The 24,276-nt window shown below is 60.0% G+C and carries 22 protein-coding genes, 2 tRNA genes and 1 rRNA gene; 9 read left to right on the forward strand and 16 right to left on the reverse strand.

Annotation, left to right across the window (positions count from 1 at the left end; translation table 11 throughout):
- The first annotated feature begins 27 nt into the window (after positions 1-27).
- Entirely contained in the window at positions 28-225 is a 198-nt protein-coding gene (locus ACK3R5_RS08490) for a hypothetical protein (RefSeq protein WP_411966676.1), read from the forward strand.
- A gap of 120 nt (positions 226-345) precedes the next feature.
- Here ACK3R5_RS08490 and ACK3R5_RS08495 read toward each other — a convergent pair whose 3' ends face one another.
- Positions 346-486 carry a hypothetical protein gene (locus ACK3R5_RS08495; RefSeq protein ID WP_411963632.1) on the reverse strand — a complete coding sequence of 47 codons (141 nt, stop codon included), beginning with the start codon at positions 484-486 and terminating at the stop codon, positions 346-348.
- A gap of 43 nt (positions 487-529) precedes the next feature.
- Here ACK3R5_RS08495 and ACK3R5_RS08500 point away from each other — a divergent pair, with 43 nt between their 5' ends.
- A complete protein-coding gene (locus ACK3R5_RS08500) occupies positions 530-1,012 on the forward strand; it encodes an SRPBCC family protein (RefSeq protein WP_411963633.1) in 483 nt (160 codons plus the stop codon).
- 66 nt (positions 1,013-1,078) lie between these two features.
- Here ACK3R5_RS08500 and ACK3R5_RS08505 read toward each other — a convergent pair whose 3' ends face one another.
- Positions 1,079-3,190: a response regulator gene (locus ACK3R5_RS08505; protein WP_411966677.1), complete on the reverse strand. Its 2,112-nt coding sequence runs from the start codon at positions 3,188-3,190 to the stop codon at positions 1,079-1,081.
- A 160-nt stretch (positions 3,191-3,350) separates the two neighbouring features.
- Positions 3,351-4,232 carry a DMT family transporter gene (locus tag ACK3R5_RS08510; RefSeq protein ID WP_411966678.1) on the reverse strand — a complete coding sequence of 294 codons (882 nt, stop codon included), beginning with the start codon at positions 4,230-4,232 and terminating at the stop codon, positions 3,351-3,353.
- Between the two features lie 72 nt (positions 4,233-4,304).
- Between ACK3R5_RS08510 and ACK3R5_RS08515 the strand changes: the two genes are divergently transcribed.
- Positions 4,305-5,159: a DMT family transporter gene (locus tag ACK3R5_RS08515; protein ID WP_411966679.1), complete on the forward strand. Its 855-nt coding sequence runs from the start codon at positions 4,305-4,307 to the stop codon at positions 5,157-5,159.
- A gap of 50 nt (positions 5,160-5,209) precedes the next feature.
- On the opposite strand, the gene ACK3R5_RS08520 is transcribed toward ACK3R5_RS08515, so the two are convergent.
- The 8 genes from ACK3R5_RS08520 to ACK3R5_RS08555 form a co-directional block, all read right to left on the reverse strand.
- A complete protein-coding gene (locus ACK3R5_RS08520; protein WP_411966680.1) occupies positions 5,210-5,764 on the reverse strand; it encodes an FAD-dependent oxidoreductase in 555 nt (184 codons plus the stop codon).
- Positions 5,765-5,986: 222 nt separating this feature from the next.
- Positions 5,987-6,646: a hypothetical protein gene (locus tag ACK3R5_RS08525; protein ID WP_411966681.1), complete on the reverse strand. Its 660-nt coding sequence runs from the start codon at positions 6,644-6,646 to the stop codon at positions 5,987-5,989.
- 66 nt (positions 6,647-6,712) lie between these two features.
- Entirely contained in the window at positions 6,713-7,465 is a 753-nt protein-coding gene (locus tag ACK3R5_RS08530; RefSeq protein ID WP_411966682.1) for a class I SAM-dependent methyltransferase, read from the reverse strand.
- 36 nt (positions 7,466-7,501) lie between these two features.
- Positions 7,502-8,224 (reverse strand): 7-cyano-7-deazaguanine synthase QueC, encoded by a 723-nt coding sequence (queC, locus tag ACK3R5_RS08535; protein WP_411966683.1) that lies wholly within the window; start codon positions 8,222-8,224, stop codon positions 7,502-7,504.
- 33 nt (positions 8,225-8,257) lie between these two features.
- Positions 8,258-9,031 carry a 7-carboxy-7-deazaguanine synthase QueE gene (locus tag ACK3R5_RS08540; RefSeq protein ID WP_411966684.1) on the reverse strand — a complete coding sequence of 258 codons (774 nt, stop codon included), beginning with the start codon at positions 9,029-9,031 and terminating at the stop codon, positions 8,258-8,260.
- Positions 9,031-9,507 (reverse strand): 6-pyruvoyl trahydropterin synthase family protein, encoded by a 477-nt coding sequence (locus ACK3R5_RS08545; protein WP_411966685.1) that lies wholly within the window; start codon positions 9,505-9,507, stop codon positions 9,031-9,033. The genes ACK3R5_RS08540 and ACK3R5_RS08545 overlap by 1 nt, the downstream gene beginning before the upstream one ends.
- 171 nt (positions 9,508-9,678) lie before the next feature.
- Positions 9,679-10,062: an acyl-CoA thioesterase gene (locus ACK3R5_RS08550; protein WP_411963643.1), complete on the reverse strand. Its 384-nt coding sequence runs from the start codon at positions 10,060-10,062 to the stop codon at positions 9,679-9,681.
- 78 nt (positions 10,063-10,140) lie between these two features.
- The gene (locus tag ACK3R5_RS08555) at positions 10,141-10,419 is read right to left on the reverse strand and encodes a hypothetical protein (RefSeq protein ID WP_411966686.1); all 279 of its coding nucleotides are present in this window, start codon (positions 10,417-10,419) and stop codon (positions 10,141-10,143) included.
- Between the two features lie 281 nt (positions 10,420-10,700).
- On the opposite strand from ACK3R5_RS08555, the gene ACK3R5_RS08560 reads away from it, so the two are divergent.
- From ACK3R5_RS08560 to ACK3R5_RS08570, 3 genes are all read left to right on the forward strand, one after another.
- Positions 10,701-11,933: a nitrous oxide reductase family maturation protein NosD gene (locus tag ACK3R5_RS08560; protein ID WP_411966687.1), complete on the forward strand. Its 1,233-nt coding sequence runs from the start codon at positions 10,701-10,703 to the stop codon at positions 11,931-11,933.
- A 160-nt stretch (positions 11,934-12,093) separates the two neighbouring features.
- On the forward strand, positions 12,094-13,332 hold the full coding sequence (locus tag ACK3R5_RS08565; protein ID WP_411966688.1) for a nitrous oxide reductase family maturation protein NosD: 1,239 nt from the start codon (positions 12,094-12,096) through the stop codon (positions 13,330-13,332).
- A 159-nt stretch (positions 13,333-13,491) separates the two neighbouring features.
- Positions 13,492-14,703: a right-handed parallel beta-helix repeat-containing protein gene (locus tag ACK3R5_RS08570; protein ID WP_411966689.1), complete on the forward strand. Its 1,212-nt coding sequence runs from the start codon at positions 13,492-13,494 to the stop codon at positions 14,701-14,703.
- A gap of 227 nt (positions 14,704-14,930) precedes the next feature.
- Here ACK3R5_RS08570 and ACK3R5_RS08575 read toward each other — a convergent pair.
- The 3 genes from ACK3R5_RS08575 to ACK3R5_RS08585 form a co-directional block, all read right to left on the reverse strand.
- Positions 14,931-15,004 (reverse strand) — tRNA-Tyr (locus ACK3R5_RS08575).
- 97 nt (positions 15,005-15,101) lie between these two features.
- The gene (locus ACK3R5_RS08580) at positions 15,102-17,165 is read right to left on the reverse strand and encodes a DEAD/DEAH box helicase (protein WP_411966690.1); all 2,064 of its coding nucleotides are present in this window, start codon (positions 17,163-17,165) and stop codon (positions 15,102-15,104) included.
- Between the two features lie 160 nt (positions 17,166-17,325).
- Positions 17,326-17,808, reverse strand: a complete 483-nt coding sequence (locus ACK3R5_RS08585; RefSeq protein ID WP_411963650.1) for a hypothetical protein — start codon at positions 17,806-17,808, stop codon at positions 17,326-17,328.
- 1,238 nt (positions 17,809-19,046) lie between these two features.
- On the opposite strand from ACK3R5_RS08585, the gene ACK3R5_RS08590 reads away from it, so the two are divergent.
- Positions 19,047-20,252: a Cdc6/Cdc18 family protein gene (locus ACK3R5_RS08590; RefSeq protein ID WP_411963652.1), complete on the forward strand. Its 1,206-nt coding sequence runs from the start codon at positions 19,047-19,049 to the stop codon at positions 20,250-20,252.
- A 202-nt stretch (positions 20,253-20,454) separates the two neighbouring features.
- Here the strand turns inward: ACK3R5_RS08590 and ACK3R5_RS08595 are convergent, their stop codons facing one another.
- Together ACK3R5_RS08595 and ACK3R5_RS08600 are read right to left on the reverse strand one after the other, a co-directional pair.
- Positions 20,455-21,243 carry a helix-turn-helix transcriptional regulator gene (locus ACK3R5_RS08595; RefSeq protein ID WP_411966691.1) on the reverse strand — a complete coding sequence of 263 codons (789 nt, stop codon included), beginning with the start codon at positions 21,241-21,243 and terminating at the stop codon, positions 20,455-20,457.
- 89 nt (positions 21,244-21,332) lie between these two features.
- Complete coding sequence (locus tag ACK3R5_RS08600; protein ID WP_411968649.1) at positions 21,333-21,893, reverse strand: TATA-box-binding protein; 561 nt, start codon at positions 21,891-21,893, stop codon at positions 21,333-21,335.
- A 673-nt stretch (positions 21,894-22,566) separates the two neighbouring features.
- Between ACK3R5_RS08600 and ACK3R5_RS08605 the strand changes: the two genes are divergently transcribed.
- Together ACK3R5_RS08605 and ACK3R5_RS08610 are read left to right on the forward strand one after the other, a co-directional pair.
- Positions 22,567-24,039, forward strand: a 16S ribosomal RNA gene (locus ACK3R5_RS08605).
- Positions 24,040-24,133: 94 nt separating this feature from the next.
- A tRNA-Ala gene (locus tag ACK3R5_RS08610) sits at positions 24,134-24,205 on the forward strand.
- Positions 24,206-24,276 lie beyond the last annotated feature (71 nt).

Genomic DNA, 24,276 nt, shown 5'->3' on the forward strand with positions numbered 1-24,276 from the left:
TTTTTCCGTCGATTAATAACAATAGGTATGGACAGACGGGCGTTTCTCGCGCTCGCAGTGACGAGTGGCGTGTCGCTGGCAGGATGTGGATTCAGCGTCGTCCGCGTCGCCCGCGTCGCCCGCGTCGATGCCGCCGAGACGGCGAGTGACGACGACGCCAGCGCACCGAACCACGGCCACGACTGTGCCACTGGTACCGACAGAGCGACCACACTGGTCGAGTGACGAGACAGTCAGCCAAACATGCAAAATAATTAAGAAGTTTCCTCGAGAATCCTCTGCCGCCGCGACAGACGTCGTGGCGAACACCGACACTCGGTCGTCTCCCGACCAACCCGAATTCCATCACGGCCGAGCGTTGCCCTTGCTCACCTGCGCGGTTCGTGCGATGCCCCCGCGTGGGTGCTTTCCGAACCAGAGCGGCGGCACTTCTGCCCCCGCTGCCGCCGTTCGTCGTTCTCCACCGCCGTTCTGTCTCTCGTCCACGTTCGCCAACACGTCTATCCTGTCTGCGAACGAACCTTCGTGTATGCCGGTTTATCAGCGTCGAACTCGTGTCGCCGCCCCCCTCGCCCGAGTGTGGGAGTTTCACTCGGATATCTCGGGATTAGAGGCGCTCACACCCGAGTGGATGAACCTCGAAATCGTCGCAGTCCGCGGCCCAGACGGGGCAGAGCGACCGGTGGAACTCGTCGCTGGAACCGAAATCGAGATGTCGATGCGGCCGTTCGGTGTCGGCCCACGCCAGCGGTGGGTCTCCCGTATCCTCGCCCGCGAAGAGGGGGCGACGACGGCGTGGTTCCGAGACGACATGGTCGGCGGCCCATTCGAAACGTGGGTCCACACACACCGCTTCGCCGCCGATGGAGACGAGACGATTATCGAAGACCGAGTCGAGTACGAACTTCCGTTCGGTCCGGTCGGCGACGTGGCGAGTCTGTTCGGTGGCGTCGGGTTCGAAGGGATGTTTCGGGACCGTCACAGACGGACGAAAGAAGCGTTAGAAGCGTAACACCCGTCGTGTTTCGGTGGTCTGACGCTCGGGTTAGTCGATGATTTCGGTGGTCTAACGCTCGGATTAGTCGCTGAGTGAGAACCGTGGTTCGACTTCCGAGCGGACGCCGCCCAGGTCGAATTCGAAGCGTGCGCCGCCGAGGTCAGGGTCTGGAGCAGTCGCCGATATCTCCCACCCGTGGGCCTCGACGATGCTCTCGACGATAGAGAGACCGAATCCGGTCCCCGACTCTGAGGTCGTATGACCGTGTTCGAAGACGACGTCGCGTTCGTCTTCGGGGATACCGGGGCCGTCGTCGGCGACGAAGAAACCGGTCTCCGTCGGGCCAACGCGAACCGAGAGCGACGGCGTCGACGCCGACCCCTCCGCCGACTGGCCGTTCGTCCTCCCCTCCAGTTCCGCTGTCACGTCGGGCGACCCGGACGGTTCCGCCGCACCGTGTTCAGAGACGGTGTCGGGCGCTCGCCTATCGACTGTCGAACCGTGCTCGATTGCGTTTCTGAACAGGTTTTCGAAGGCTTGCTGGAGTCTGCCCTCGTCGGCCGGCGTGGTTCCGAGTCCGTCTTCGACGACAAGTTCGGCGCCGTCGCCGGTGTCGACGGCTTTCCACGCCCGTTCGACGACCTGTTCGATGGGGACAGAGTCCGTCTCGCCGACTTTCCGGCCCTGTCTGGCCAGCGTGAGCACGTCGTTGAGGAGCGTATCCATCCGCGTGAGACCGTTTAGTGCTCTGCCGAGGTGGTCGACGTCGTCTTCGTCTCTGGCGAGTTCGACGAATCCTTTGGCGACGTTGAGTGGGTTCCGCAAGTCGTGAGAGACGACCGATGCAAACTCTTCGAGGCGTTCGTTCTGCCGGCGGAGTTCGCGTTCTCTCCGCTGTCGTGCGAGTGTGTGCGTGATGTTGTTTCCGACCGACCGGAGCAGGTCGACTTCGGTGTCGGTCCACGACCGACCCTCACCGACGACGTCGAAGACGACGAACCCGACGAGTGACCACTTCGAGACCATCGGAACGGTGACGAACCCGCCAGTTTCGACGATTCCGAGGAACCGTTTCGTGTCCGACGCCTCCGGGGGGAGGTCGGAGACGCTGTGTAAGCACGCGTTTTCGAAGCGGTGGAGGCGTTCGACTAACCAGCGCGCGTCTTCGAGTGAGATGCGGTCCGGATGGTCGGTGTAGTGGCCACCCTGCCAGTCGTGCATTCGAGCGGCGACGTTCGTCTCGTCGTCGTAGAGATAGACGGAACACCGGTCGAGTTCGGTGACTTCACCGACCGTCTGTAACGTCCACTCGATTTTCGTCCCGATTTCGTCGGCTTCGGCACCCATGAGCGACGTCGAAGTGTCCAAGACGGCGTCTTTCAACCGCGTCTCGTAGTGGATTCGGTCTCGGTGCCGTCGTCGTTCGGTCACGTCTTGAAGCGTCCCGATGACGTTCAACTCGTCGTCGTCTGTCTGACGGGCGGTGAGGTGCCCCTCACAGAGTAAGTCGTCGTGCGCGGAGTTCGGCCCGGGCGAGAGGACGACTTCGAACCCTTCGGTGTCGGGGCCATCGGGCGACGTGATGGCGTCGAACATCTCGGCGATATCCTCGGGCGACTCTTCGACGATGTCGCAGAACCGCTTTCCGAGCACCTCCGACCGTGGGTAGCCAGTGAGTTCGCAGAAGACGCCGTCGACCGACGAGAACCGTGCGTCGCTGTCGAGTGAGTAGACAGCGCTGTCGAGGACTTCGATTGCCGTACCGTACCGCTCCGACGCGGCTTTCGCGCGGTACTGTGAGACGGCGTTGACCACGCGATTCGCGAGCACCGTGTACTGGTCGGTGCCGGTGTCTTTCTGCATGTAATCGGTCGCACCGACGCGGAACGCGTCGCGAGCAACCTCTTCTGACCCCTTCCCGGTGAACAAGATAAACGGGAGGTCAGGGTGTTCGGACCGAACTGCTCGAAGGAACTCGAGGCCGTCGATACCGGGCATGTCGTAGTCGGAGACGACACAGTCGATACGCTCCGTCCGGAGTCGGTCGAGCGCCTCCGCCCCCGAGTTCGACGTCGTGACCGAGAGGTCGACGTCGCCAGCTTCGCGCTCCAGAAATATCGAAACGAGGTCCGTGAGACTCGGTTCATCGTCCACGTGAAGGACACGAATATCTGCACCCGAGCCGTCGTCCATACACTGTTCGACGCGTTCACGCTCTTGAGCGTTTTGCCGCGGTTATCAGCGCCGATAACACACGTTTCTGCAGTCCCAGTATATTGGGGGTATGGGAGGGTGACGACAGCAGACGACAGCAGTCGCAGTGCACGCAGCGCGTCGAACACGGCGGAAACGGCTACGTACTGGTGACGTAGATACCGGCGAGGACGACGGCCCCGCCGACGACTGTCGGCAGCGTGGGAATCTCACCGAGGAGAAACAGCGCGAGAATCGTACTCCCGACGGGTTCACCGAGGAGTGAGACGGACACCACACTCGATTCGAGATGTGCGAGTGCCCAGTTGATGACCGTGTGGCCGAAGATACCCGGCCCGATTGCCATCCCGAGGAACAAGAGCCATTCACGGGCCGGATAGCCCGAAAGCGGGTCGCCGCGGGCGACAGTGACGGTCAACAGTACCACCGCACAGACGCTGTAGACGACGACGACGTAGGGGACGAGCGCGACGCGACTCCTGACGCTCCGGCCGGTGAGGACGTAGGCCGCAGCGGTCACGGCACCGACGATGGCCAGCGCGTTCCCCAACAGGGGTCTGGGCGCACCGCTCGCCGTGACGAGGTCCGACAAAGACATCACGACCATACCCGCGAGTGCGACACCGATTCCGAGCGTCGTCCGCCGACTCACGCGTTCGTCGAGGAACGCCCACGCACCGACGACGACGAACAACGGTTGTGCCTGGACGAGCGTGACGCTGGCGGCGACTGTCGTGTGGTTCAGACTCTCGAACCACGAGGCGAAGTGCGCGGCGAGTGCGACACCCGCACCGCTCGCAGCGACGAGGTCACGGCGCGAGATTTTCTCGAACGCGTCTCGGTGGCGGACGAACGCCACTGGCGCGAGGAGACCAACGGTAAACAGCACGCGATAGAACGCCTTCACGAGACTCGGCGCGGCACTCCAGCGGACGAGGATGGCGCTCGTCGAGACTGCGAGAATCGCGATACTGAGTCCCCCGAGCGGCGAGATAGGGGCGTCGTACTCTGACGCGGTCACACACCGCTCGATGGAGAGGGGACGCTTACCGCTTGCGAATTGTTTTAGCCACGGGCCATGCGTGAGTCGATAATGAGCGACCGACTCGGGACTGCACTCGTCGTCGTCTCGGCACTCGGGTTCGGTACACTGGGTATCTTCGGGAAACTCGCCGCGTCAGCAGGGTTGTCGATTCCGACCGTCCTCACGTTTCGTTTCCTCTTCGCGACGGTACTCGTCTGGTCGTGGCTCGGCGTTCGGGGGTCTCTCCGTCTCCTCTCCGGACGTGACCTGTTGGTCGGACTCGGCCTCGGGTGCTTCGGGTACGCGACGATGAGTCTGCTCTACTTCCTCGGGTTGGAGTACCTGACGGCGGGACTCACGGGCATCGTCCTCTACACCTACCCTGTCTTCGTCGTCGCACTCGCCGTCGCCGTCCTCGGTGAACCGGTCACGAGACGGACGCTCGTGGCCCTCGTCGTCGCTCTCGCTGGTGTCGTTCTCATCACCGGAGCAGACCCGGCAGGCGCAGACCCTCGGGGCGTCTTCATCGTCCTCCTCGCCGCCATCGTCTACGCGACGTACATCGTCGTGAGTCGGCAGACGCTCGCGACGGTCGATTCGCGGACACTCACTGCGCACGTCCTCCCGGCCGCCACCGTCTCTTTTCTCGTCTTTGGGAGTGCGACCGGTGAGCTTCAGATTCCGACGACAGGCGAGTCGTGGCTCATCATCGCCGGTATCGCCGTCGTCGCCACCGTCGTCCCGATAGTCGCGTTCTTCGCCGGCCTGTCTCGTATCGGCGCGAGTCGGACGAGCATCGTCAGTACCATCGAACCCGCGGGCACGCTCGCTCTCGGGGCATTCATTCTCGGCGAACCCGTGACGCTCGTGACGCTCGCCGGCGGCGCGTTAGTCGTCACTGGCGTCGTCCTCGTCGAGTCGTGAAAATCAGTTGGCGGGACGCCGAGTTATGCCGCGTCCTCGGGTGACGGTGGTTACGCTGCGTCCTCCGGTGTGTCGAAGTCGTGGAAGTGTTCGCCTTTCTCTTTCGACAGGATGTTGAGCGCCGCGGCAGCACCGTCACCCGCCGAGATGATGGCCTGCCACTCCTCGGTTCGGACCATCGCGCCCGTCGCGTAGACGTTCTCGACGCTCGTCTCCATCGTCACGTCCACGTCGACGACGTCTTCGTCTGTGAACGCACACCCGAGGTTCTCGGCCAGTCCGCGTTTCGTCCCCGTCGCGAGGACTACGTAGTCTGCCTCGTGCGTCTCGCCGCCGACGGTGACGACGAACCCCTCGTCGGTTCGCTCGACGCCCGTCACTTCGCCCTCGTTCAGGTCGGCACCGAACCCTTCGACCTGTTCGCGGGCCTCGTCGAGGAACTCGTCTCCATCTTTCGATTCGATGCCGAGGTAATTGAACAGGTGAGCGCTGTGTAGCCACGTCTTGTCGGTGTCGAACAGGTGGACGTCCAGTCCGTTTTTCGACGCGAACAGGGCCGCAGAGAGTCCTGCGGGACCACCACCGACCACGATTACTCGTGCCATGCTATATCATGACGGTGTGGAGAGGGTTGAGGATTTGGGCCAGATGCGAGTCGGTGCACACCGGGACAGTTCCCGTCTTCACCGAATCTGGCACCGTCGGGCCGCTCCATGTACGGAGTCTCATTCCGTCGAACCGCCCCATGTACCGAATCTCACTCCGTCGAACCGCTCCATGTACCGAGTCTGTGCTGAGTCCACCGGACGAGATGAGAACGAGGGAGCTCAAAGCCCGCTCTGTCCGGTTCCGAATCCAGTCGTCCGGCGCATCTGCCGGTCCCGCGACTGGAGTTCGCGTCCGAGTAGGACCGACCAGGCGACGATTCCGCCGAAGGCGAGCGCCGCCGCCAGCAGGAACACCGGATTACCGACCGAAAGCGAGAGCGCGTAAGTCGCCGAGAGCGCGACGATGCCACCAGCATAGCCGAGTCCCGCAGCGAGCGCCGCGAGCGAGACGCTTCGGGGGACTGCCAGCGTTCGTAATCCCAGCACGCCGACGGCGAGTAGCCAGACACCCTCCAGGACGATACCCAGGAACTGTAACCCGAGGAAACCGCCGCCAACGGCCCCGAGGGACAAGAGGTCACCAATCAGCAGTCCCAACGACCCCACCGACACGAGGGCGACGGAACCAACACCCAGCCACATGGTTTCTCGACTCCAGTCGTGCTCGTGGGTCAGCAGATGTAGCACCCAGACGAGCGGCAGCATGAACAGACCGACCAGCAGGGCCGCGGCGTCGCTCAACGGACCGTAGATGCCACCCTCTATGAAGAACATCGCACCGAGAGCGTAGGAGACGAGCGTCACGACGAGGAACCCATACGCGCTCTTCCAACCGTACGAAACCGCCGTATCGAGCGAGCGCCCCACGGACGTCGACATCTTTGGAGAATCCCCAACCATGTCAACGATACGCAGGGTGAGAGAATAAACCAGTACGACGGGCGACTAGCGCTTCCGCGCTCGAATCAGTGCTTTTGGGTTGGCGAACGAGACGACAGCGTCGCCGTCGAATACGACTTCGAACCGGTCCTTCGCCGCCGTCGGTGCCTCCCGGAACCGACGTTCGAGTTCCGCTCTGTCGTCGGGCGAGACGCCGGTTCGTTCCGTCCAGGCGTCGAAGTCGAGCGTGAGCGACGCCGTCTCGATTTCCTCGACTACTAGCCCGGCGTCTTCGAACCACTCGCGCCACTGCGAGACGGGGTAGAGTTCGACGTGCGTCGGGTCGCGCAAGCGCTCGATTCCGTTGAGGAACGTCGCGAGGGACTCGTCTTCGGGTGCGACGTTGTCCTCGAACGCAAGCACCCCATCGGGTTCGAGCACACGAGCGACTTCGGCGACGAACGCCTCCGGGTCTGGGAAATGGTGGGCGGCGATACGGCACGAGACGGCGTCGAACGTTTCGTCACCGAACGGGAGTCGTTCTGCGTCGGCGACGACGCCAGTGACGGGGTACTCTCGAACCGCGGTGGCGACCATCGCAGGTGCCGCGTCGCTGGCGACGACTTCGGGGACGCCCACCGCTGCAATCGCGCCTGCTGTGTGGCCACCGCCAGTCGCAACGTCGAGTGCTCGCGTGGCGTCTCGGCACCACTCGGCGAGCGTCTTTCTGTCCGCTCCGAGGCGGTGGACGTCGCTCTCGAAGTACGATTCGGCGGCGTTTCCGAAGTGGGCCGCTGTCCGACGCTTCTCGTCGCTCATGACGCGTGGTTCACCCGGAACCGTGAAAAGTACGGGTTACGCCGGGTCTGTTTCGACGTAGTCTGGTCGTTCTGCGTACGGAATCGGGTCGCGTTCGCCGAGGTTCTGGAACGCCTGCAAGCGGAACGCACAGGAGTCACAGGTCCCGCAGGCGGGTTCTTCGGCACGGTAACACGACCACGTGTGTTCGAACGGGACGCCGAGTTCGATGCCGCGTTCGGCGATATCGGTCTTCGAATCGTGGACGAACGGCACTTCGAGGGAGATGTGCGTCTCGGGTTTCGTCCCCACGTCGACCATCGCCTCGAACGCGTCGAAGAACTCGGGGCGGCAGTCGGGATAGCCCGAGTAATCTTCGGAGTGCGCGCCGACGAAGACGGCGTCGCATTCGTTTGCTTCGGCGTACGAGACGGCCATCGACAGGAGGTTGGCGTTCCGGAACGGGACGTACGAGGTGGGAATCTCGTCGGAGTCCATGTCCGCGTCCTCGACGGCCATCGAGTCGTCTGTCAGCGACGACGCGCCGATTTGTTTCAGGTGCGTCGTCTCGATGTGCAGGAAGTCACGGGCGTCGAGTTCGTCGGCCAGTGCGCGGGCGCACTCGTACTCTTTCGACTCGGTCTGCTGGCCGTAAGAGGTGTGAAGCGCGTATATCTCGTAGCCTCGTTCCTTCGCTTCGTAGGCAGTCGTCGCGCTGTCCATGCCGCCGGAGAGGAGGACGACGGCGCGTTTCTCGTCGGTGGATGTGTCGTCGGTCATCGTGGTGAATACAGATTTTGTCTCAGGGAGTGCTCAGGTTTCGGGCGCGTCGTTCCACAGGTCGACGTGGAGTCGTGGCGTGTATCGGTAGCCGAATTCGGCCGCGAGTTCGGCAACCTCGGTTCGAGTCCGAGCGAGCGCGTCGCGTGTCTGTCCTTCGGGCATGAGGAGCACGTCGCTGTCGCGAACCTCGCGTGCGGTGACGCCGCGAACGTCGTCGACGAGCGACTGGATTTCCGGCACGTCGTCCCGTCCGGTGACGACGAACTTGAGTTGGAAGTCGTCGGCGTGTTCGACCAGGGCGGCGAGCGAATCCAGGTCGATTCGGGCCGATTCGTGTTGGTCGGTCCAGACCCCGGGGTCGGTATCTGCCGGCGCGTTCTCGGGCGTCGGCGTCGACGACGCGAGTTTCGGACTGATACTCGCCAGATCGATTGGCGCGTCGGTGGTGAGCGTCCCGTTCGTCTCGACGGTGAGGTGGTAGTCGTCGGCCAGTTCGGAGAGGAGACTGGTCGTCTCGTCGTGGACGAGTGGTTCACCGCCGGTGACGACGACGTGAGACGGGGCGAGTGACCCGACTTCAGTGACGATTTCGTCGACACCCATCCACGCGTGTGTCGGGTCCCACGACGTGTGATACGAGTCGCAGAACCAACACCGGAGGTTGCACCCGCTCGTCCGGACGAACGTACTCGGGACGCCCGCGAGTTTTCCCTCGCCCTGCAGTGACGCGAACAGTTCGTTGATGGGCAACTGTTCGCCGTCGGCGTCGGTGTCGGGCCGCGAGACGGTATCTGAGACGGGCATCAGAACCCGGCGCAGAGTTCCCCAGTCTCGCGGACTTCGACCGAAACCGCAGAGACGTTGTCCGAGAGCGCCGCTTCCAGTTTCTCTTCGAGGACGACGGCCATCACCTCGGCAGTCGGCGGCGCGTCGAGGACGACAGTTCCATCGGCGTCGCCGGACTGCTCGAAGGCGTCGACGAGGGGGTCACCCGCTTCGACGAGGAATCGGTGGTCCCACTCGTCGATGACGTCGGTCACGTCACCCTTGTCGACGACCCACCCTTCGTCGGTCAGTTCGCCGACTACGCGAACGCTGATTTCGTAGTTGTGGCCGTGGGGACGACTGCACTTTCCGTCGTGGTGGAGGAGTCTGTGTCCGGTACTGATACGAATCGGCCTGTCGCGGCCGATGTGGAGGACACGCTCTCCTGCCCGAGATTGCAGGGCTGCTGTCTCGTCAGCAGACGGGCGAGTTTCTTCGAGTACTCCCTGAGGCATACCCCAAGATTACTGGCCGACTACTTAATCCCGCTGTCTCGTCGTTGTCGTGCGAATCCGAATCACGAGCGAGTTGGGACGACTCGTCGGACGAGACTCGGCGTGCTCACTGGTCGTGATACGAGCGTCGACTCGGAGTGGTCACGAGCGCGTAGAACCCGCGTAGAGACGTCAGCTCTGGTTCGCCAGTGCCTCACGCCACGTCTCGGGGACGCGAGTCGGCCTTCCGGATTCGTCCATCGCGACCTGAACAGTCTTCCCCGTCGCAACCACGTCGCCCTCGTAGGACAGTTCGTAGAACAGGGGGAAGCTCTTCCCACCCGGTTCGCCCGCCTCGATTTCGACTTCGACGGTTCCGACACCTTCGATTGGCGCCCGGTAGTCGAGTTCGAGGTGGGCCACGACGATGTTGAGTTCCGAAAGTGGTACGTCGAGGACCGTCTCGAAGAACTCCACGCGCGCCTGCTCACAGTAGGTGGCGTAGACTGCGTTGTTTACGTGTCCGAAGGAGTCGTGGTCGCGGAATCGAACGTCTATCTCGGTGACGACAGCCATTGAACGTCGGGAGACGGGCGGGGAATATAGCCCCGGCGGTTCGCCGTGTCGGTGGGAGTCCGCGGCGTTCGAGCGTGGTCAGTTCGCCGTCGAGACGGACTGGTCGGCAGTCGGGACGCGTCGGCCGTGGAGAGCAACGACCTTCCAGACGTTCGAACGCGCCCCAACCCGGACCATCTCGATGGGAACTCGGGAACCGACGGGGAGCGACGCGAGCGTGTCGTGAATCTCCTCGGATTCGTACTCCACGAGATGGCGCGTCTCGTTCGTCTCGTGCAGTTCGACGGTCATCGTCCCGTGGTCGTTCATTTCGGTGCGGACGTGTACCAACTCGGGTGACGCAGAGCGGGGGTTCATTAGCGTACACTACGGATGCATCCCTCATAAGGGGTTATAATATTGATATGTTCTGGTAAGGTCACTCTATAGCACACTATTCGAAACGCCGAACTCGGCGGACAATGAGTCCTCTACAGTCCACGGTAGGGAGACAGTCTCCTCACGGTCAGGGGTATCGATAGCCGCCGTCCTCGAAAACGTTTCATTACGCCGTTCATTCACTCTATTCAAGTTTTCACGCCTCTATAATTGTCATTCTTCCAATCATAACAAAGCGCCTGTGGCCGCATTCTTCACGAATGAGTTCTGAACGACCATCACAGACGAGTGGGTTGTCACGTCGGGACGTACTTCGCAGGGGTGGTGTCGCAACTGCCGTCGTTGGACTTGGACTGTCTGGACTCGCTGGGAGTGCCACCGCCGGGGGAACTGGTGGAGATAGCGTCCCGGACGACGCAATTCCAATCGACGGCCCAACGGTGATTACCGAACCGGGGTACTACGTGTTCACGAAGGACATCGTCGAAACGGACGCAGTCACCGTCATCAACGTCGAGTTGGGGGTGAGCAACGTCACCATCGACGGACAGGGGTACACCCTCGCTGGTAGTGGAGAATCACAGTATGGGATTGCTGCGGGGACGTATCCCGACGCGCCATTCGACGAGAACGTCACAGTGAAAAATCTCACCGTCACGGGGTTCACTGTTGCAGGAATCACCTTCGAAGAGGTCCGGAATGCGACCGTCCACAACGTAAAGATAACCCACTGCCAGTGGGGGCTTTATTTGTTATCTGCCCCCGGTTTGACCGTCTCCGAGAGCACCATTGCGAAGAACGACCTGGCAATCTTCCAGGACGAAGGGGCAACTGGGGCGACGCTCGTCGGAAACCGAATCACTCGGAACGGTGCTATCGGTGGGTTCGATTTCTCCTCCAACCTCCGAATCGAGAACAACCGATTCGACTACAACGGCAGGCCATTGGGCATATCCTTCTCGTACGGCTCGATAGTGTCCGGAAACCTATTCTATCAAAACGACGCTGGTCTGTTCGTCGACGACTCGCTTGGTGATAGCGAAGACGCTCCCGACGTCGTCCGAGAGAACCGGTTCATCGAGAACGACCGCTACGGAATCGAGTTGAACAGTGATTCGAGAGCAGTTCTCATCGAGGAAAACGACGTCTTCCGGAATGGGGGAGACGGAATCAGAGTGGCCTTTATTCAGCGGCTGAACACTGTCTCGAAGAACCGCGTCATCGGAAACGCCCGCAGTGGTATCCTCCTCGAAAACGCAGATAGAACTGAAGTCGTCGGAAACCTCATCCGCCAGAACGGTGGCGACGGCATCGAACTTCGAAGCTCGGAGTTCAGTGACGACGGGTCCGACGACAACGTCGTCCGCGAGAACATCATCCGCGAGAACGGTGGCTTGGCTATCAGAATCGACGGCGATTCGACGGGTAACGTCGTCGAAGACAACCAGATTGGCGACGACGCACCCGACACCTGCCGCCTCGAAGATTACTGAGAGTCACGTTCCGTGAAAATCACAGTTCGGAGAACGTCATCGGTATTGTCGGGTCAGAACCTGTCTAACGCCACCACAATCACTCTGTGCTGTTCTTCACACGACCATAATTGTCAGAACTCCAATTATAACAATGCGTCTGCGGCCGCATTCTAGACGAATGCGTTCAGAACGCTCGCCACAGAATCGGGGCGTATCACGCCGAGACGTGCTTCGCAGAGGTGCGGTTGCGACTGCTATCGCTGGGTTTGGCTTGTCGAGTCTGACTGGAAGCGCCGCCGCCGGGGGAACTGGTGGGACTGGCGTGCCGGACGACGCCATTCCAATCGATGGCCCGACTGAGATTACCGAGCCGGGATACTACGTGCTCACGAAAGATATCGTCTCGAAGACCAACACCGTCGTTATCGCTGTCGAACCGGGAACTGACGACGTCACCATCGACGGTCAAGGCCACACCATCAAGGGGCCGGGGAAAGACATCTTTGGGTCCGTAGGTATCGACGTGGGCGAGTATACCGACGCCAACACAAATGACCCTGTGGTGAAGAACGTCATCGTGACGGGGTTCGATATCGGCATCGAGTTCGGTGATACAAATCGGGGACTGATTTCTAACGTGAAAGTAACCCATTGTGATTGGGGAATCTATTTACTCGAAAACCGTGACCTGACGATAGCAGATAGCATCGTCGCCAAGAACAACGACGCGTTCTTCCAAGACGAAGGGTCGCCAGGACTCGCGCTTCTTCGAAACCGAATTACACGAAACGATATCGTCGGTACCATCGACTTTGCCGACGAGTCTGTGGTCGCAGATAACCGCATCGACTACAACGACAGCGGGTTTGGCTTCAGCAACAGTAGTGGCCTGAGAGTCACGGGGAACCTGTTCTATCAAAACCGCGAAGGATTCGATATCTCGGAATACGTGGGCGTCGGGAGCGACAACGTCATTCGAGGAAACCGGTTCATCGAAAACGAGCGGTACGGAATCGATATCGATGGGAGTGACTCCGGTCTCGGAGACGTCGTCATCGAGGAGAACGACGTCTTCCGGAACGGTTCAGACGGGGTCAAGTTGAGGGGTGTTCGAGGCCCGAGTACAGTCTCGAAGAATCGCGCCATCGGGAACGGCGGCGACGGAGTTCTCCTCAGCGGTTCAGACCAGACTGAAATCGTAGGGAACCTCGTCCGCCAGAACGCCGGCGACGGTATCGAGCTTCGAAGTGCGCAGTTCAGCGACGACGGTTCCGACGACAACGTCGTCCGCGAGAACATCATCCGAGAGAACGGCGACTTGGCCATCAGAATCGACGAACTATCCACCGGCAACGTCGTCGAGAACAACCAAATCGGCGACGACGCGCCCGACACCTGCCGCCTCGAAGACTACTGAGTGCCGCGGGGCGTGAATTCACGGTCCGAAGACTTTCTTCGGGTTTGGAGGGTCAGACCCCATCTAACGCCACTCCAATCACTCTGTGCGCTTTTTCAGAACATCATAATTGTCAGAATTCTAAGTATAACAATGCGTCTGCGTCCGTATTCTACACGAATGAGCCCTGAATGGTCGCCACAGAATCGTGGCTTATCACGCCGAGACGTGCTTCGGAGAGGAGCAGTTGCGACTGCTATCGCAGGACTGGGACTGTCCGGGTTGTCCAGCAGTGCTGTGGCAGGCGGTGAGGTCCCAAGCGATGCAATTCCCATCGACGGCCCGACGGTGATTACAGAACCTGGGTACTACGTCCTGACCAAAGACATCGTCGCGAAGAGTGGTGAGACGCTCATTAGAGTCGAACCCGGCGTGAACGGCGTCACAATCGATGGACAGGGACACCTCCTCGAAGGATGTGGCAAAGGGACGTACCCATACTGCACTGGTATCGATGTTGGCGAGTATTCAGAGTCCCCCACCGAGAATTTCACACTCAAAAATCTCCACGTGACTGGGTTCGAAACAGGCATCACGTTGGGTGATTTCAGCGGCGGAGAGATACACGACGTGAAAGTCACTCGATGCGGCAGGGGACTATGGTACTTGAACGCCTCCGACGTGGCCGTGACCGACAGCATTCTCGCAAAGAATAGGACAGCAATCGACGCCACCGAGGGCGGTAACGGGAACGTCTTCCGTCGAAACCGAATCACGAAGAACGACTCTGTCAGTTTTTTCAACGAGACGTCTGCCGACGAACTCGTGTTCGAGAACAACCGGGTCGACTACAATGGTCGTGGACTCAGTATCGCCGGAGGGACCGTCGCCCCGTCTATCACCGGCAACTTCTTCTTCCAGAATGGGTCTGTGCTCTCGATCGAGGAACTCTCCGGTGGCCTCATTCGAGGGAACCGGATTATCGAAAACGAGGGAGACGGACTCAGTATCGACGTGTCGACGACGAGAGGTAGTCCAAGCACGACTCTCATCGAAGAAAACGAAATTTATCGGAATGGTGGTGTGGGAATCGAGTTCAGAAGCAGAGTCAACGACTGTACCGTTTCGAAGAACGGTATCATCGGAAACGGTGACGACGGAATCCGTATCCAATCCTCTGACGGCAACGAACTCGTGGGGAACCTCATCCGCCAGAACGACGGTGACGGTATCGAACTCGTGAACTCAGACGACAACGTCGTCCGTGAGAACGTCGTCCGAGAGAACGCCGGAGAACCGATAAAGATAGACGAGAACTCGACCGGCAACGTCGTCGAAGACAACCGAATCGGCGACGACGCACCCAACGTCTGTTACCTCCCGGAAGAGTAGCCAAACCCAGTCGCCGTCGACGACACCCGGGTTGGGGGTTGATTGCTGAATAGAATTCCGTACTCTCCGTTCCCGCGAGTTTCACGAGCGGGTGCTCGTGACGAGCAACGCGAGTCACGGCGATTTGAATACCGTGAGACGCTCTGCGACTCACGAACTCTCGTTCGCTTCGCTCACGGGAGCGGGGGACAAGCCGAATGCTCTTCGAAATTGAGCTGGTCAGAAAGTCCGCTCTCCCCGATTTGAACGGGGGACAAGCCGATCTACAGTCGGCTGCTCTGCCAGGCTGAGCTAAGAGCGGGCAAGAGAGTCTGAATCTACGATTGGACTTAAGAATTCTCATTCCATGCGGAGAATCCCCCGACTGAACGCCGATATCGGGCTTCGACCGACCGTGATTACTCGGTCGCGTCCGAATCTGCCTCGTCGTCCTGCTCGTCGTCCTGCGTCGGGTCGTGTTCGTCGTCCGCGGGGGCACCCGAGTTTGACTCACGGACGCGAATCCCCTTGCCAGCGAGGTGTTGCATCTGCCGCTGCGCGAAATCCTCCTCGCTCGTGCCGCGCGTCGCGAGCACGTAGACGAGTGCGCTCCCGGCAGGACGCATCGTTCGGCCGGCACGCTGAGAGCCTTGTCGGCGTGACCCGCCGAGACCCGAGGCGACGATTGCGAGTTCGGCGTTCGGCAGGTCGATTCCTTCGTCACCGATGCGAGAGATGACGAGCGTCTGCAGGTCGCCGTCGCGGAACGCGTCGAAGTACGCCTCTCGGCGATGGTGTCGCGTCTCACCGCTGACGAACGGGACGTCGAGCGCGTCTGCGATTGCGTCGCCCTGGTCGAGGTAGTCGACGAAGACGAGGGTCTTCGAGTCGGGGTGACGGGCTCTGAGACGACGTATCTCGAACTCCTTCGCGGGGTTCATCGCCGCGAGCATGTGGCGCTCGCGCCCGTCGCTCGACGCCCACTCGTTTCTGGCCATGTCGTCTTCCCACCCGACGTACCGTATCTCGACTTCCGGTTCCTGGACGTACCCTGCGTCGAAGAGTTTGCTCCAGTCGGTTCCGATAGGTGGGCCGATGAGCGTGAATATCTCGGCCTCTTTGTCGTCTTCGCGGATGGGTGTCGCCGACAGTCCGAGTCGGTGTTTGGACTGGAGGTCGGCGCTTCGTTGGAAGACGCGACTGGGGATGTGGTGGGCTTCGTCGTAGATGATGAGCCCCCACCGGCGAGAGTCGAAGAGCGACCGATGACGGTCCATCCCTGCGGTCTGGTACGTCGCGATGGTGACCGGACGAATCTCTTTGCTTCCGCCGTGATACTCGCCGATTTGGTCCGGGTCGAGGTCGGTGTTCGCGAGGAGTTCTTCGCGCCACTGGCGAGCGAGTTCGCGACTCGGAACGAGAACGAGCGTCTCCCCGCCGACTGCCACGAGCGCACCGATACCGGCGATGGTCTTTCCAGCACCGGGTGGGCCGACGAGGACGCCCGAGCGTTGGTCTAAGAATCGGTCGACCCAGTCTCGCTGGTATTCTCGGAGTTCGACGTGGAGCGAAACGTCGATTTCGTCGCCCTCTTCGAGGTCACGTTCGTCTTCGACCGGGTAGCCAGCGTCGTAGAGGATACGCTTGACTGCGGCGACTTCTTCGTCTCTGACCCACGCCTCGGTGTCCGAAATCGGGGCGTAAATCTGGTCATCGTCCATTTTCTGGAGTGCGACGTTGCCCATGAGGTTCTCTGTCGCCGCTTCGAGGACGGTGTAGCCTTCTTCGTGCGTGTACAGGCGGAACTGGTGTGCGCGCTTCCACTGGTCTTCGATCCAACTTTCGAGATGTGGCGAGCGTTCCGGCACCACCGACCGGAGCATCGCAATCAGGTCACGAACGTCGTCGAACGGGGCCTGCCACACGTCTTCTTGCCGAATCCGGTAGAGGTAGCCGCGTCCGCGGCCCTCGCGGTCACCCGTCGTATCGACGAGGTGTGCGAACTGCGAGAGTCGCGCGCGTGTGTACTGTGTCGGGTTGTCGACGACGAGTTCGCGCCGTTTCGGGAACAAAACCACGTGTTCGCGAGAGGCGAGTTCGCCCCACTCGGTTGGATACCACACGAGTGGGTCAGTCTCGACGTTCACCTTCTGGACTCGGCCGGCCTCTGCGAGTGCGTCCAGTCCGTCCATCGCCGTCGCTTGCGACACGTCGAGTCGGCGAGCGACCTGTTGGGCGGTTACGACGGGGCGGCCTTCTGCTTCGAGTGCGTCGTAAAACGAGGCGAGTGAGACGTCATCGTCGGAGTCGTCGTCGGGGACGGTGGCGTCGGTGACGTCGCTAAGTCTATCGAGTACGTCACGGTCGGAATCGACGGCAGGGTTCGACGCACTATCGCCGGTTGCCTCCGTCCCGTCGGTGCTTCCGGCCGACGCCTCCGACTCGTCCGGGTGGACAGTCGTCTCCTTGTCCTCGGCAGTCATCATCTCGGCTACGAACGCGAGGGGGAAACGGCTTGCGACACGAGAACCGCCGCTGTGAGGGGGTCGATTCGGGTTCTGGCGTGAGAGAGTCGATTCGGTTACTGGCGGACGACGCGATAGCCGACTACACTGCGATGCGGAGATGGGAGCGAACTCGACGTTATCGAGATGTTCGCGACTGCGCGGGGACCATTCGCTCGAAGACCGACCGCAGGTCCTCGTCCACCGAGATGAAGTCGGGGAACTCCTCGAGGGTTCGGATACCGTCGAGATAGACGTACTCGACGGGTTCCGGCGGTATCTCCTCGAACACCTGTACGGGACCGCTGTCCGTCAGGCCGATGAATGGCCGGCCCTCACGGTCGGTCTGTGGGGTCAACCGGTGGTCGAGATAGAGTCTGGCCATCGCGAGCGCACTTGCGAGTGGGACCTGTCCGGGCGTGAGCTGCCATCTGACGCCCCGCTGTGTGTACTGGACGGTGGTGACGTAGCCATCGTCGAATCTGAAGCAATCGACGAGTTCTCCCCCACGGGACCATCGGGTCTCGATTCGACGTGACCACTCCAGAGACCACGTCTCACCACGTTCTGCATTCCCGATAGCCTCACGGAGGCGCACCCACGCCCGACCGAGTGCACGCATGACTGCCAGTTCGCACTGTAGGGTAATTGCATTGACGCCACGAGAACGGCACTGTCAGCCACGGGTGACAGTCACGAGAGTACGCCAGTCGGTTGCACACCACGTTTCCGGTGAATCGACCATGTCGCCCACCGGTCGCTCGTCGACTTCGGTGTCGAGACGTCGGGTGGGTTCGACGCCGTCTCCCACACCTCGCTTCCGGTGAAACGCGAGAGAGTCGATAGAGGGGCAGAGACACCACGTTTCCGGTGAATTCGCGAGTCGACGTTCTGTCGGCGCGGACCGAGTACGTTACAGCGCTGACAGACACCACGTTTCCGGTGAAATGGCCGAATGTCTCGGTGGGTGTCGGTGCCTCGGTGGGGACCGGTTCGAGATGCTGGTGAGGGAAACAGACACACCGGGTTTCCGGTGAACCATCGAGAGACACGTTCGGCGTGCGAATCCGTCGAATTCGGTGTGGGCGTCGGTGACGGTGCCTCCACTCTCACCCCTGTCCACCCGGGCCGACGCGAATCAGTCCATTTATACCGACCACACCACGTTTCCGGTGAAATAGTGGTTTCTGAGCCCTCAAAACGACGATTCCGGTAGGGTGGCGGAATCCCGGATTGACACCGCGTTTCCGGAGGGTGTCGTGTCTCGGCGACCAAATCCGAAGGCGCGTCGTCGGGAGAGAGTGGACGGACGCCACGAATCCGACAGTGTGCGTCTTCTCGAAAGTGTGGTGACTCCAGTTTACCGTCGGTCGATGATTTTCTCGATGTATAGCAACCATTAAATAGTTTATTCGTGTTACCGTCCATTGATACACTCGCGAATAAAGTTGTACTCGAAACTCGAGTACTGCTCGAATCGAACGACAACATCGCACCGACGCGGTTCCGACGCCGAATTGGTCCCACGAGTGCGTCTCATCGAGGTTCGTCTCGGTTCGCTCGTGGGTTTCGAGTGACAGACCATCTTCTGCTCTCCCACGACAGGTTCTGAGGGGTTTCAACGTCGGACACGCCTCCGAACCGACGCGTGTGCTCGACTCACGTCACGAATATCGAACCTGTCTCACGAGTGCGTCGGTCCATTTTGAAACACCTCCCCACACCGGGTTTCCGGTGAACCCAGACCTCTGTTTCGTGTGGACAGGAAACGGAGGTTCGTCGCCGTTCACCGGAAACGCGGTGTGTGTGTCCTGCGACGAATGGCAAGTCCTTTCACCGGAAACGTGGTGTGTTGCGAACATGCCTAACGCCAGTGACGACCTCTTTACTCGGGAGGACCCTATCTTCGCTAACAAGGAGTTGTTAGAAATCAATCATCTTCCGGGAGAGGGTCGCATCGTCGGTCGCGACGACGAGATTTCGAACCTCGCGACGGCGGTGAATCCCGCGATTTTCGGGCAGAGTCCGAGTAACGTGCTGATATACGGGAAGACAGGCACGGGAAAGTCACTCTGTGCGAAGTACGTCTCCCAACGACTGGTCGACACCGCCGAAGAAGAAGGTGTGAAAGCGACGTTCGCGTACGTCGATTGCGCACAGGACACCACCGAGACGCAGGCCGTCCAGACGATTGCCGACAGTGTCAACGACCCCGCCGTCACCGGTATCAAAGTCCCGGACAAGGGACTCTCGACGTCGACGTACTACAAGCGTCTCTGGCGTATCCTCGACGAACTCTACGACGTCGTCCTCATCATCCTCGACGAAATCGACAAACTGAGCGACGACGACATTCTGATGCAACTCTCGCGGGCGGGTGAAGCAGGGAAGATTGCCGGATGTAAACTGGGCGTCATCGGCATCAGCAACAAGATTCAGTACAAAGACCGCATGGACGAACGCGTCAAATCCAGTCTCTGTGAACGTGAGTTCGTCTTCCCACCGTACGATGCCAATCAACTGCGAGACATCATGGACGCACGCAGTGACGCGTTCCGAAACGGCGTCCTCGACCCATCGACGATTCCGCGTGCCGCAGCACTCGCTGCTCGTGAACACGGAGACGCCCGCAAGGCTATCGACATCCTCCGATACGCCGGTGAAATTGCACAGTCGATGGGTGCCAGCACGGTCAAAGAGAACTTCGTCACGCAGGCGCGCCAGCGCGCGGAGACAGACCGGTTCCGCGAACTCATCCGCGGTTCGACTCCGCACTCGCGGTACGTCCTCCAGGCCCTCGCGATTCTCTCGCTGTCGAACCAGCAACAAGACGGATTCCGAACGAGTCGCGTGTACGAAGTCTACGAGAACATCTGTCGCCAACAGGGGTCGGATAGCCTCTCACTCCGTCGGGTGCGTGACCTGCTCAAAGAACACGCGTTTCTCGACATCATCGAGCAGTCGAAACACAGCGGTGGGAGTGCAGAGGGTAGTTACACGAAACATCAACTTCTCGAAGACCCGGACGTCGTGAAAGACGTCCTCACCGAAGGGGCGGACGTCTAACCAGACAGGGCAGGGGCATCTACCCGGGTTTGTTTGGAGGGCCGAATCGCCGCAGGGGACCGTCACGGCGCTGCATCTACTTCTCCAACGAGCGCACCCTTATAGTTTATTGCAACCAGGTGTGATTGGAAATATCATGTGTGACCGGGGGCGTCACGCCATCCCGTGGAGTTTCTGGGACACCCATCGGCAGTTTGCTGTGTTACGTCGCTGGTTCGTCGTAATCCACGGGAGACGCGTCCGCTCTGCGTGATTCGTACAGTTCTTCGACCCACGCCACGACTTCGGGCGTGTCGCCGTCGACGAGTGCGAGGACGTTTCCGTACTCGTCGTGTGACATGACGACGCCGTGTCCGTCTACGAGGGTGAGGCCGTACTCCAGTTCGTCGTCGACGACGTACAGTGAAAACTGGTCGAGTTCTCGGCCGAGTTCGAACGCGTCGGAGTACTCCGACATCGACCGTTCGAGCACGTCCCGGTCGATGACGAGTTCCATCTCGGTCTGTGGACCGATTACCTGCTCTGCCGCCTCGTTGAAAACTCTACTTACGATTGGGGAGACACCACGGAACCGGTCGACAGGTTCGTCACCGAGGATGGTCAGGTAGCGGTTGATTGGTGCGTGTGGGTCGTTGTTGGCGGCCGTCGTGACGTTCAACTCCTGGAGCACGTCTGTCGGAACGTCGTTGTAGAGGCCCCCAGCGTTCGTGAGGAACTCGCTCATCCGGTCTGTGCATTCGACAGTGTCGACGAGTTGGTCGTACTGCTCGAAGATTAACTCGCCAACGGGAGTGAGTCGGTACAGTCCATCGGATTTCTGGACCCACCCTCGGTCACGAAACCCTGCGAGTGTTCGTTGTGCAGTTTCTCTCGCACATCCGCAGCATCTCGCCAACTCTGTCGGACGGTGCGGGCCGTCTGCCAACGCCCGCAGTATCGACACTCGACTCTGTGACCCGACGAGGAAGGCCACATCTTCCCGCGCATTCATGTTCACCCATTTGCTTGTCTCTCGTTTTACACTTTTGGACCTGTGGCTCGCCGGGGTGCGTTCGAAGAAAGTGAATTACCGGGGATTCGTTAGCCGAGAAGACCGAGTGCGTCGATACGCTCGACGATTTCTTCGACGGCCGTCTCTGCGTCGTCAGTTCGCTTGCCACCGGTGATGACGATCTTTCCGGAACCGAACAGCAGGATAACGACCTTTGGTTCGTCCATCCGGTAGACGAGGCCGGGGAACTGCTCTGGTTCGTACTCGACGTCCTCGAGTCCGAGGCCGATAGCGAGTGCGTTCAGGTTCAGGTTGTGACCCAGGTCTGCGCTGGAGACGATGTTCTGAACAGTAATTTCGGGTGCTTCGTCGACTGGGATGCTCAGATCCCGAAGTTTGTCGAAGATAATTCCGAGTGCTTCGTGTACATCGTCGATGCTCTTCGCACCTGTACACACGATTTTTCCAGACCGGAAGATGAGCGCCGCGGCTTTCGGCTCTTGTGTCCGATAGACGAGGCCTGGGAAGTTGTCTGGATTGAAATCAGCACCGGGAAGGTCGTCGGCAAGTGCTTCTAGGTCGAGCTCTTGACCGATCCCGGTCGATGCGACTACGTTCTGAATCTCGATGGAGTCTGCCGGCCCACTCATTGCTCGCTTTTTAATCATACCTCCTTCCTTATAAAGCGACCCGTTATAAACCGACTTCAACGGTGTCGGTTCCGTCTCCCTTTCGCACGCGCGCGAAACTAATACTTGTTTTCACGCGCTACAGAACTAGATGTCAGAACTGCCCGCGTGTGAAGTTATGACTCCCCTCGTGTCTATTTTTCTCACAGAGCCGCTAAATCAACGGCGTTAAATGTAACCGTGCCATTCGAAGTAATGTGAAGAAGCGCACGGGGGCACTCCCCCCGAAGGCTTCGTCCGAACGCCCTTCGACCCCACCGTCGTCTGGCACTCACGGGATGACACACCTTCCCGGGGTGCCAACGATACGACGGCCTTAAGTGGTCCAAGGCATTTCGGTTGAATGCGAACGACACACCGCGATTGCGGGGCGTTTCAACGCGTCCCGCTTCACGGATTGGTCGAGCGAGGTTCGACGGGTTTATACCCTCGAACCACCTCGATTCAAATCCGAAGGAAATGAGGATTCCGCCCCTACGGTACGCCGTAAGACGGTATCTGATGTTAGCCCTAGTAGTTCGGTGATATCCGAACGGATATCATTCGAACTCGGACCTTTGAACGGTGATTTGACAGCATTACGCTGCCATTCACCCGCCAACACCCCGCGACCAGGTTTAAATGGTCGCGACCCATTCCGGTTGATCCTGCCGGAGGTCATTGCTATTGGGGTCCGATTTAGCCATGCTAGTTGTACGAGCTTAGACTCGTTGCGGAAAGCTCAGTAACACGTGGTCAAACTACCCTACGGAGAACGATAACCTCGGGAAACTGAGGCTAATAGTTCATAGGGGAGTCACGCTGGAATGCCGACTCTCCCAAACGCTTACGCGCCGTAGGATGTGGCTGCGGCCGATTAGGTAGACGGTGGGGTAACGGCCCACCGTGCCGATAATCGGTACGGGTTGTGAGAGCAAGAGCCCGGAGACGGAATCTGAGACAAGATTCCGGGCCCTACGGGGCGCAGCAGGCGCGAAACCTTTACACTGCACGCAAGTGCGATAAGGGGACCCCAAGTGCGAGGGCATATAGTCCTCGCTTTTCCCGACTGTAAGGCGGTCGGGGAATAAGAGCTGGGCAAGACCGGTGCCAGCCGCCGCGGTAATACCGGCAGCTCAAGTGATGACCGATATTATTGGGCCTAAAGCGTCCGTAGCCGGCCACGAAGGTCTATCGGGAAATCCGCCAGCTCAACTGGCGGGCGTCCGGTGGAAACCACATGGCTTGGGACCGGAAGGCTCGAGGGGTACGTCCGGGGTAGGAGTGAAATCCCGTAATCCTGGACGGACCACCGATGGCGAAAGCACCTCGAGAAGACGGATCCGACGGTGAGGGACGAAAGCTAGGGTCTCGAACCGGATTAGATACCCGGGTAGTCCTAGCTGTAAACGATGCTCGCTAGGTGTGGCACAGGCTACGAGCCTGTGCTGTGCCGTAGGGAAGCCGAGAAGCGAGCCGCCTGGGAAGTACGTCCGCAAGGATGAAACTTAAAGGAATTGGCGGGGGAGCACTACAACCGGAGGAGCCTGCGGTTTAATTGGACTCAACGCCGGACATCTCACCAGCTCCGACTATAGTAATGACGGTCAGGTTGATGACCTTACCACGATGCTATAGAGAGGAGGTGCATGGCCGCCGTCAGCTCGTACCGTGAGGCGTCCTGTTAAGTCAGGCAACGAGCGAGACCCGCACTTCTAATTGCCAGCAGCAGTTTCGACTGGCTGGGTACATTAGAAGGACTGCCGCTGCTAAAGCGGAGGAAGGAACGGGCAACGGTAGGTCAGTATGCCCCGAATGAGCTGGGCTACACGCGGGCTACAATGGTCGAGACAATGGGTTGCTACCTCGAAAGAGGACGCTAATCTCCGAAACTCGATCGTAGTTCGGATTGAGGGCTGAAACTCGCCCTCATGAAGCTGGATTCGGTAGTAATCGCATTTCATAAGAGTGCGGTGAATACGTCCCTGCTCCTTGCACACACCGCCCGTCAAAGCACCCGAGTGAGGTCCGGATGAGGCTGTCACACGACAGTCGAATCTGGGCTTCGCAAGGGGGCTTAAGTCGTAACAAGGTAGCCGTAGGGGAATCTGCGGCTGGATCACCTCCTAACGAACGAGACCACCCCGACGGGGTGGCTCACTGCGATCTTCCGAGTTCGAACACCATCCGTTCGGACACCTTAGAACTACTAGGGCTGACACGGGCCCATAGCTCAGTGGTAGAGTGCCTCCTTTGCAAGGAGGATGCCCAGGGTTCGAATCCCTGTGGGTCCATGGTAAGCAATGTTCAAACCTCGTTGAATCGCTCCCCTTAAGTGTGGGACGACGATACGAAGGAATGAGCA

The organism is Haloferax sp. YSSS75 (assembly GCF_046764215.1).
Taxonomy (GTDB): Archaea; Halobacteriota; Halobacteria; order Halobacteriales; family Haloferacaceae; genus Haloferax.

Coding starts and splice junctions, on each gene's coding strand:
- ACK3R5_RS08580 (WP_411966690.1), bottom strand. CDS start 17,165: ATGACTGCCGAGGACAAGGAGACGACTGTCCACCCGGACGAGTCGGAG.
- ACK3R5_RS08550 (WP_411963643.1), bottom strand. CDS start 10,062: ATGGCTGTCGTCACCGAGATAGACGTTCGATTCCGCGACCACGACTCC.
- ACK3R5_RS08570 (WP_411966689.1), top strand. CDS start 13,492: ATGAGCCCTGAATGGTCGCCACAGAATCGTGGCTTATCACGCCGAGAC.
- ACK3R5_RS08585 (WP_411963650.1), bottom strand. CDS start 17,808: ATGCGTGCACTCGGTCGGGCGTGGGTGCGCCTCCGTGAGGCTATCGGG.
- ACK3R5_RS08595 (WP_411966691.1), bottom strand. CDS start 21,243: ATGAATGCGCGGGAAGATGTGGCCTTCCTCGTCGGGTCACAGAGTCGA.
- ACK3R5_RS08530 (WP_411966682.1), bottom strand. CDS start 7,465: ATGAGCGACGAGAAGCGTCGGACAGCGGCCCACTTCGGAAACGCCGCC.
- ACK3R5_RS08545 (WP_411966685.1), bottom strand. CDS start 9,507: ATGCCTCAGGGAGTACTCGAAGAAACTCGCCCGTCTGCTGACGAGACA.
- queC (WP_411966683.1), bottom strand. CDS start 8,224: ATGACCGACGACACATCCACCGACGAGAAACGCGCCGTCGTCCTCCTC.
- ACK3R5_RS08590 (WP_411963652.1), top strand. CDS start 19,047: ATGCCTAACGCCAGTGACGACCTCTTTACTCGGGAGGACCCTATCTTC.
- ACK3R5_RS08525 (WP_411966681.1), bottom strand. CDS start 6,646: ATGTCGACGTCCGTGGGGCGCTCGCTCGATACGGCGGTTTCGTACGGT.
- ACK3R5_RS08490 (WP_411966676.1), top strand. CDS start 28: ATGGACAGACGGGCGTTTCTCGCGCTCGCAGTGACGAGTGGCGTGTCG.
- ACK3R5_RS08515 (WP_411966679.1), top strand. CDS start 4,305: ATGAGCGACCGACTCGGGACTGCACTCGTCGTCGTCTCGGCACTCGGG.
- ACK3R5_RS08500 (WP_411963633.1), top strand. CDS start 530: ATGCCGGTTTATCAGCGTCGAACTCGTGTCGCCGCCCCCCTCGCCCGA.
- ACK3R5_RS08540 (WP_411966684.1), bottom strand. CDS start 9,031: ATGCCCGTCTCAGATACCGTCTCGCGGCCCGACACCGACGCCGACGGC.
- ACK3R5_RS08505 (WP_411966677.1), bottom strand. CDS start 3,190: ATGGACGACGGCTCGGGTGCAGATATTCGTGTCCTTCACGTGGACGAT.
- ACK3R5_RS08560 (WP_411966687.1), top strand. CDS start 10,701: ATGAGTTCTGAACGACCATCACAGACGAGTGGGTTGTCACGTCGGGAC.
- ACK3R5_RS08600 (WP_411968649.1), bottom strand. CDS start 21,893: ATGAGTGGGCCGGCAGACTCCATCGAGATTCAGAACGTAGTCGCATCG.
- ACK3R5_RS08520 (WP_411966680.1), bottom strand. CDS start 5,764: ATGGCACGAGTAATCGTGGTCGGTGGTGGTCCCGCAGGACTCTCTGCG.
- ACK3R5_RS08555 (WP_411966686.1), bottom strand. CDS start 10,419: ATGAACCCCCGCTCTGCGTCACCCGAGTTGGTACACGTCCGCACCGAA.
- ACK3R5_RS08565 (WP_411966688.1), top strand. CDS start 12,094: ATGCGTTCAGAACGCTCGCCACAGAATCGGGGCGTATCACGCCGAGAC.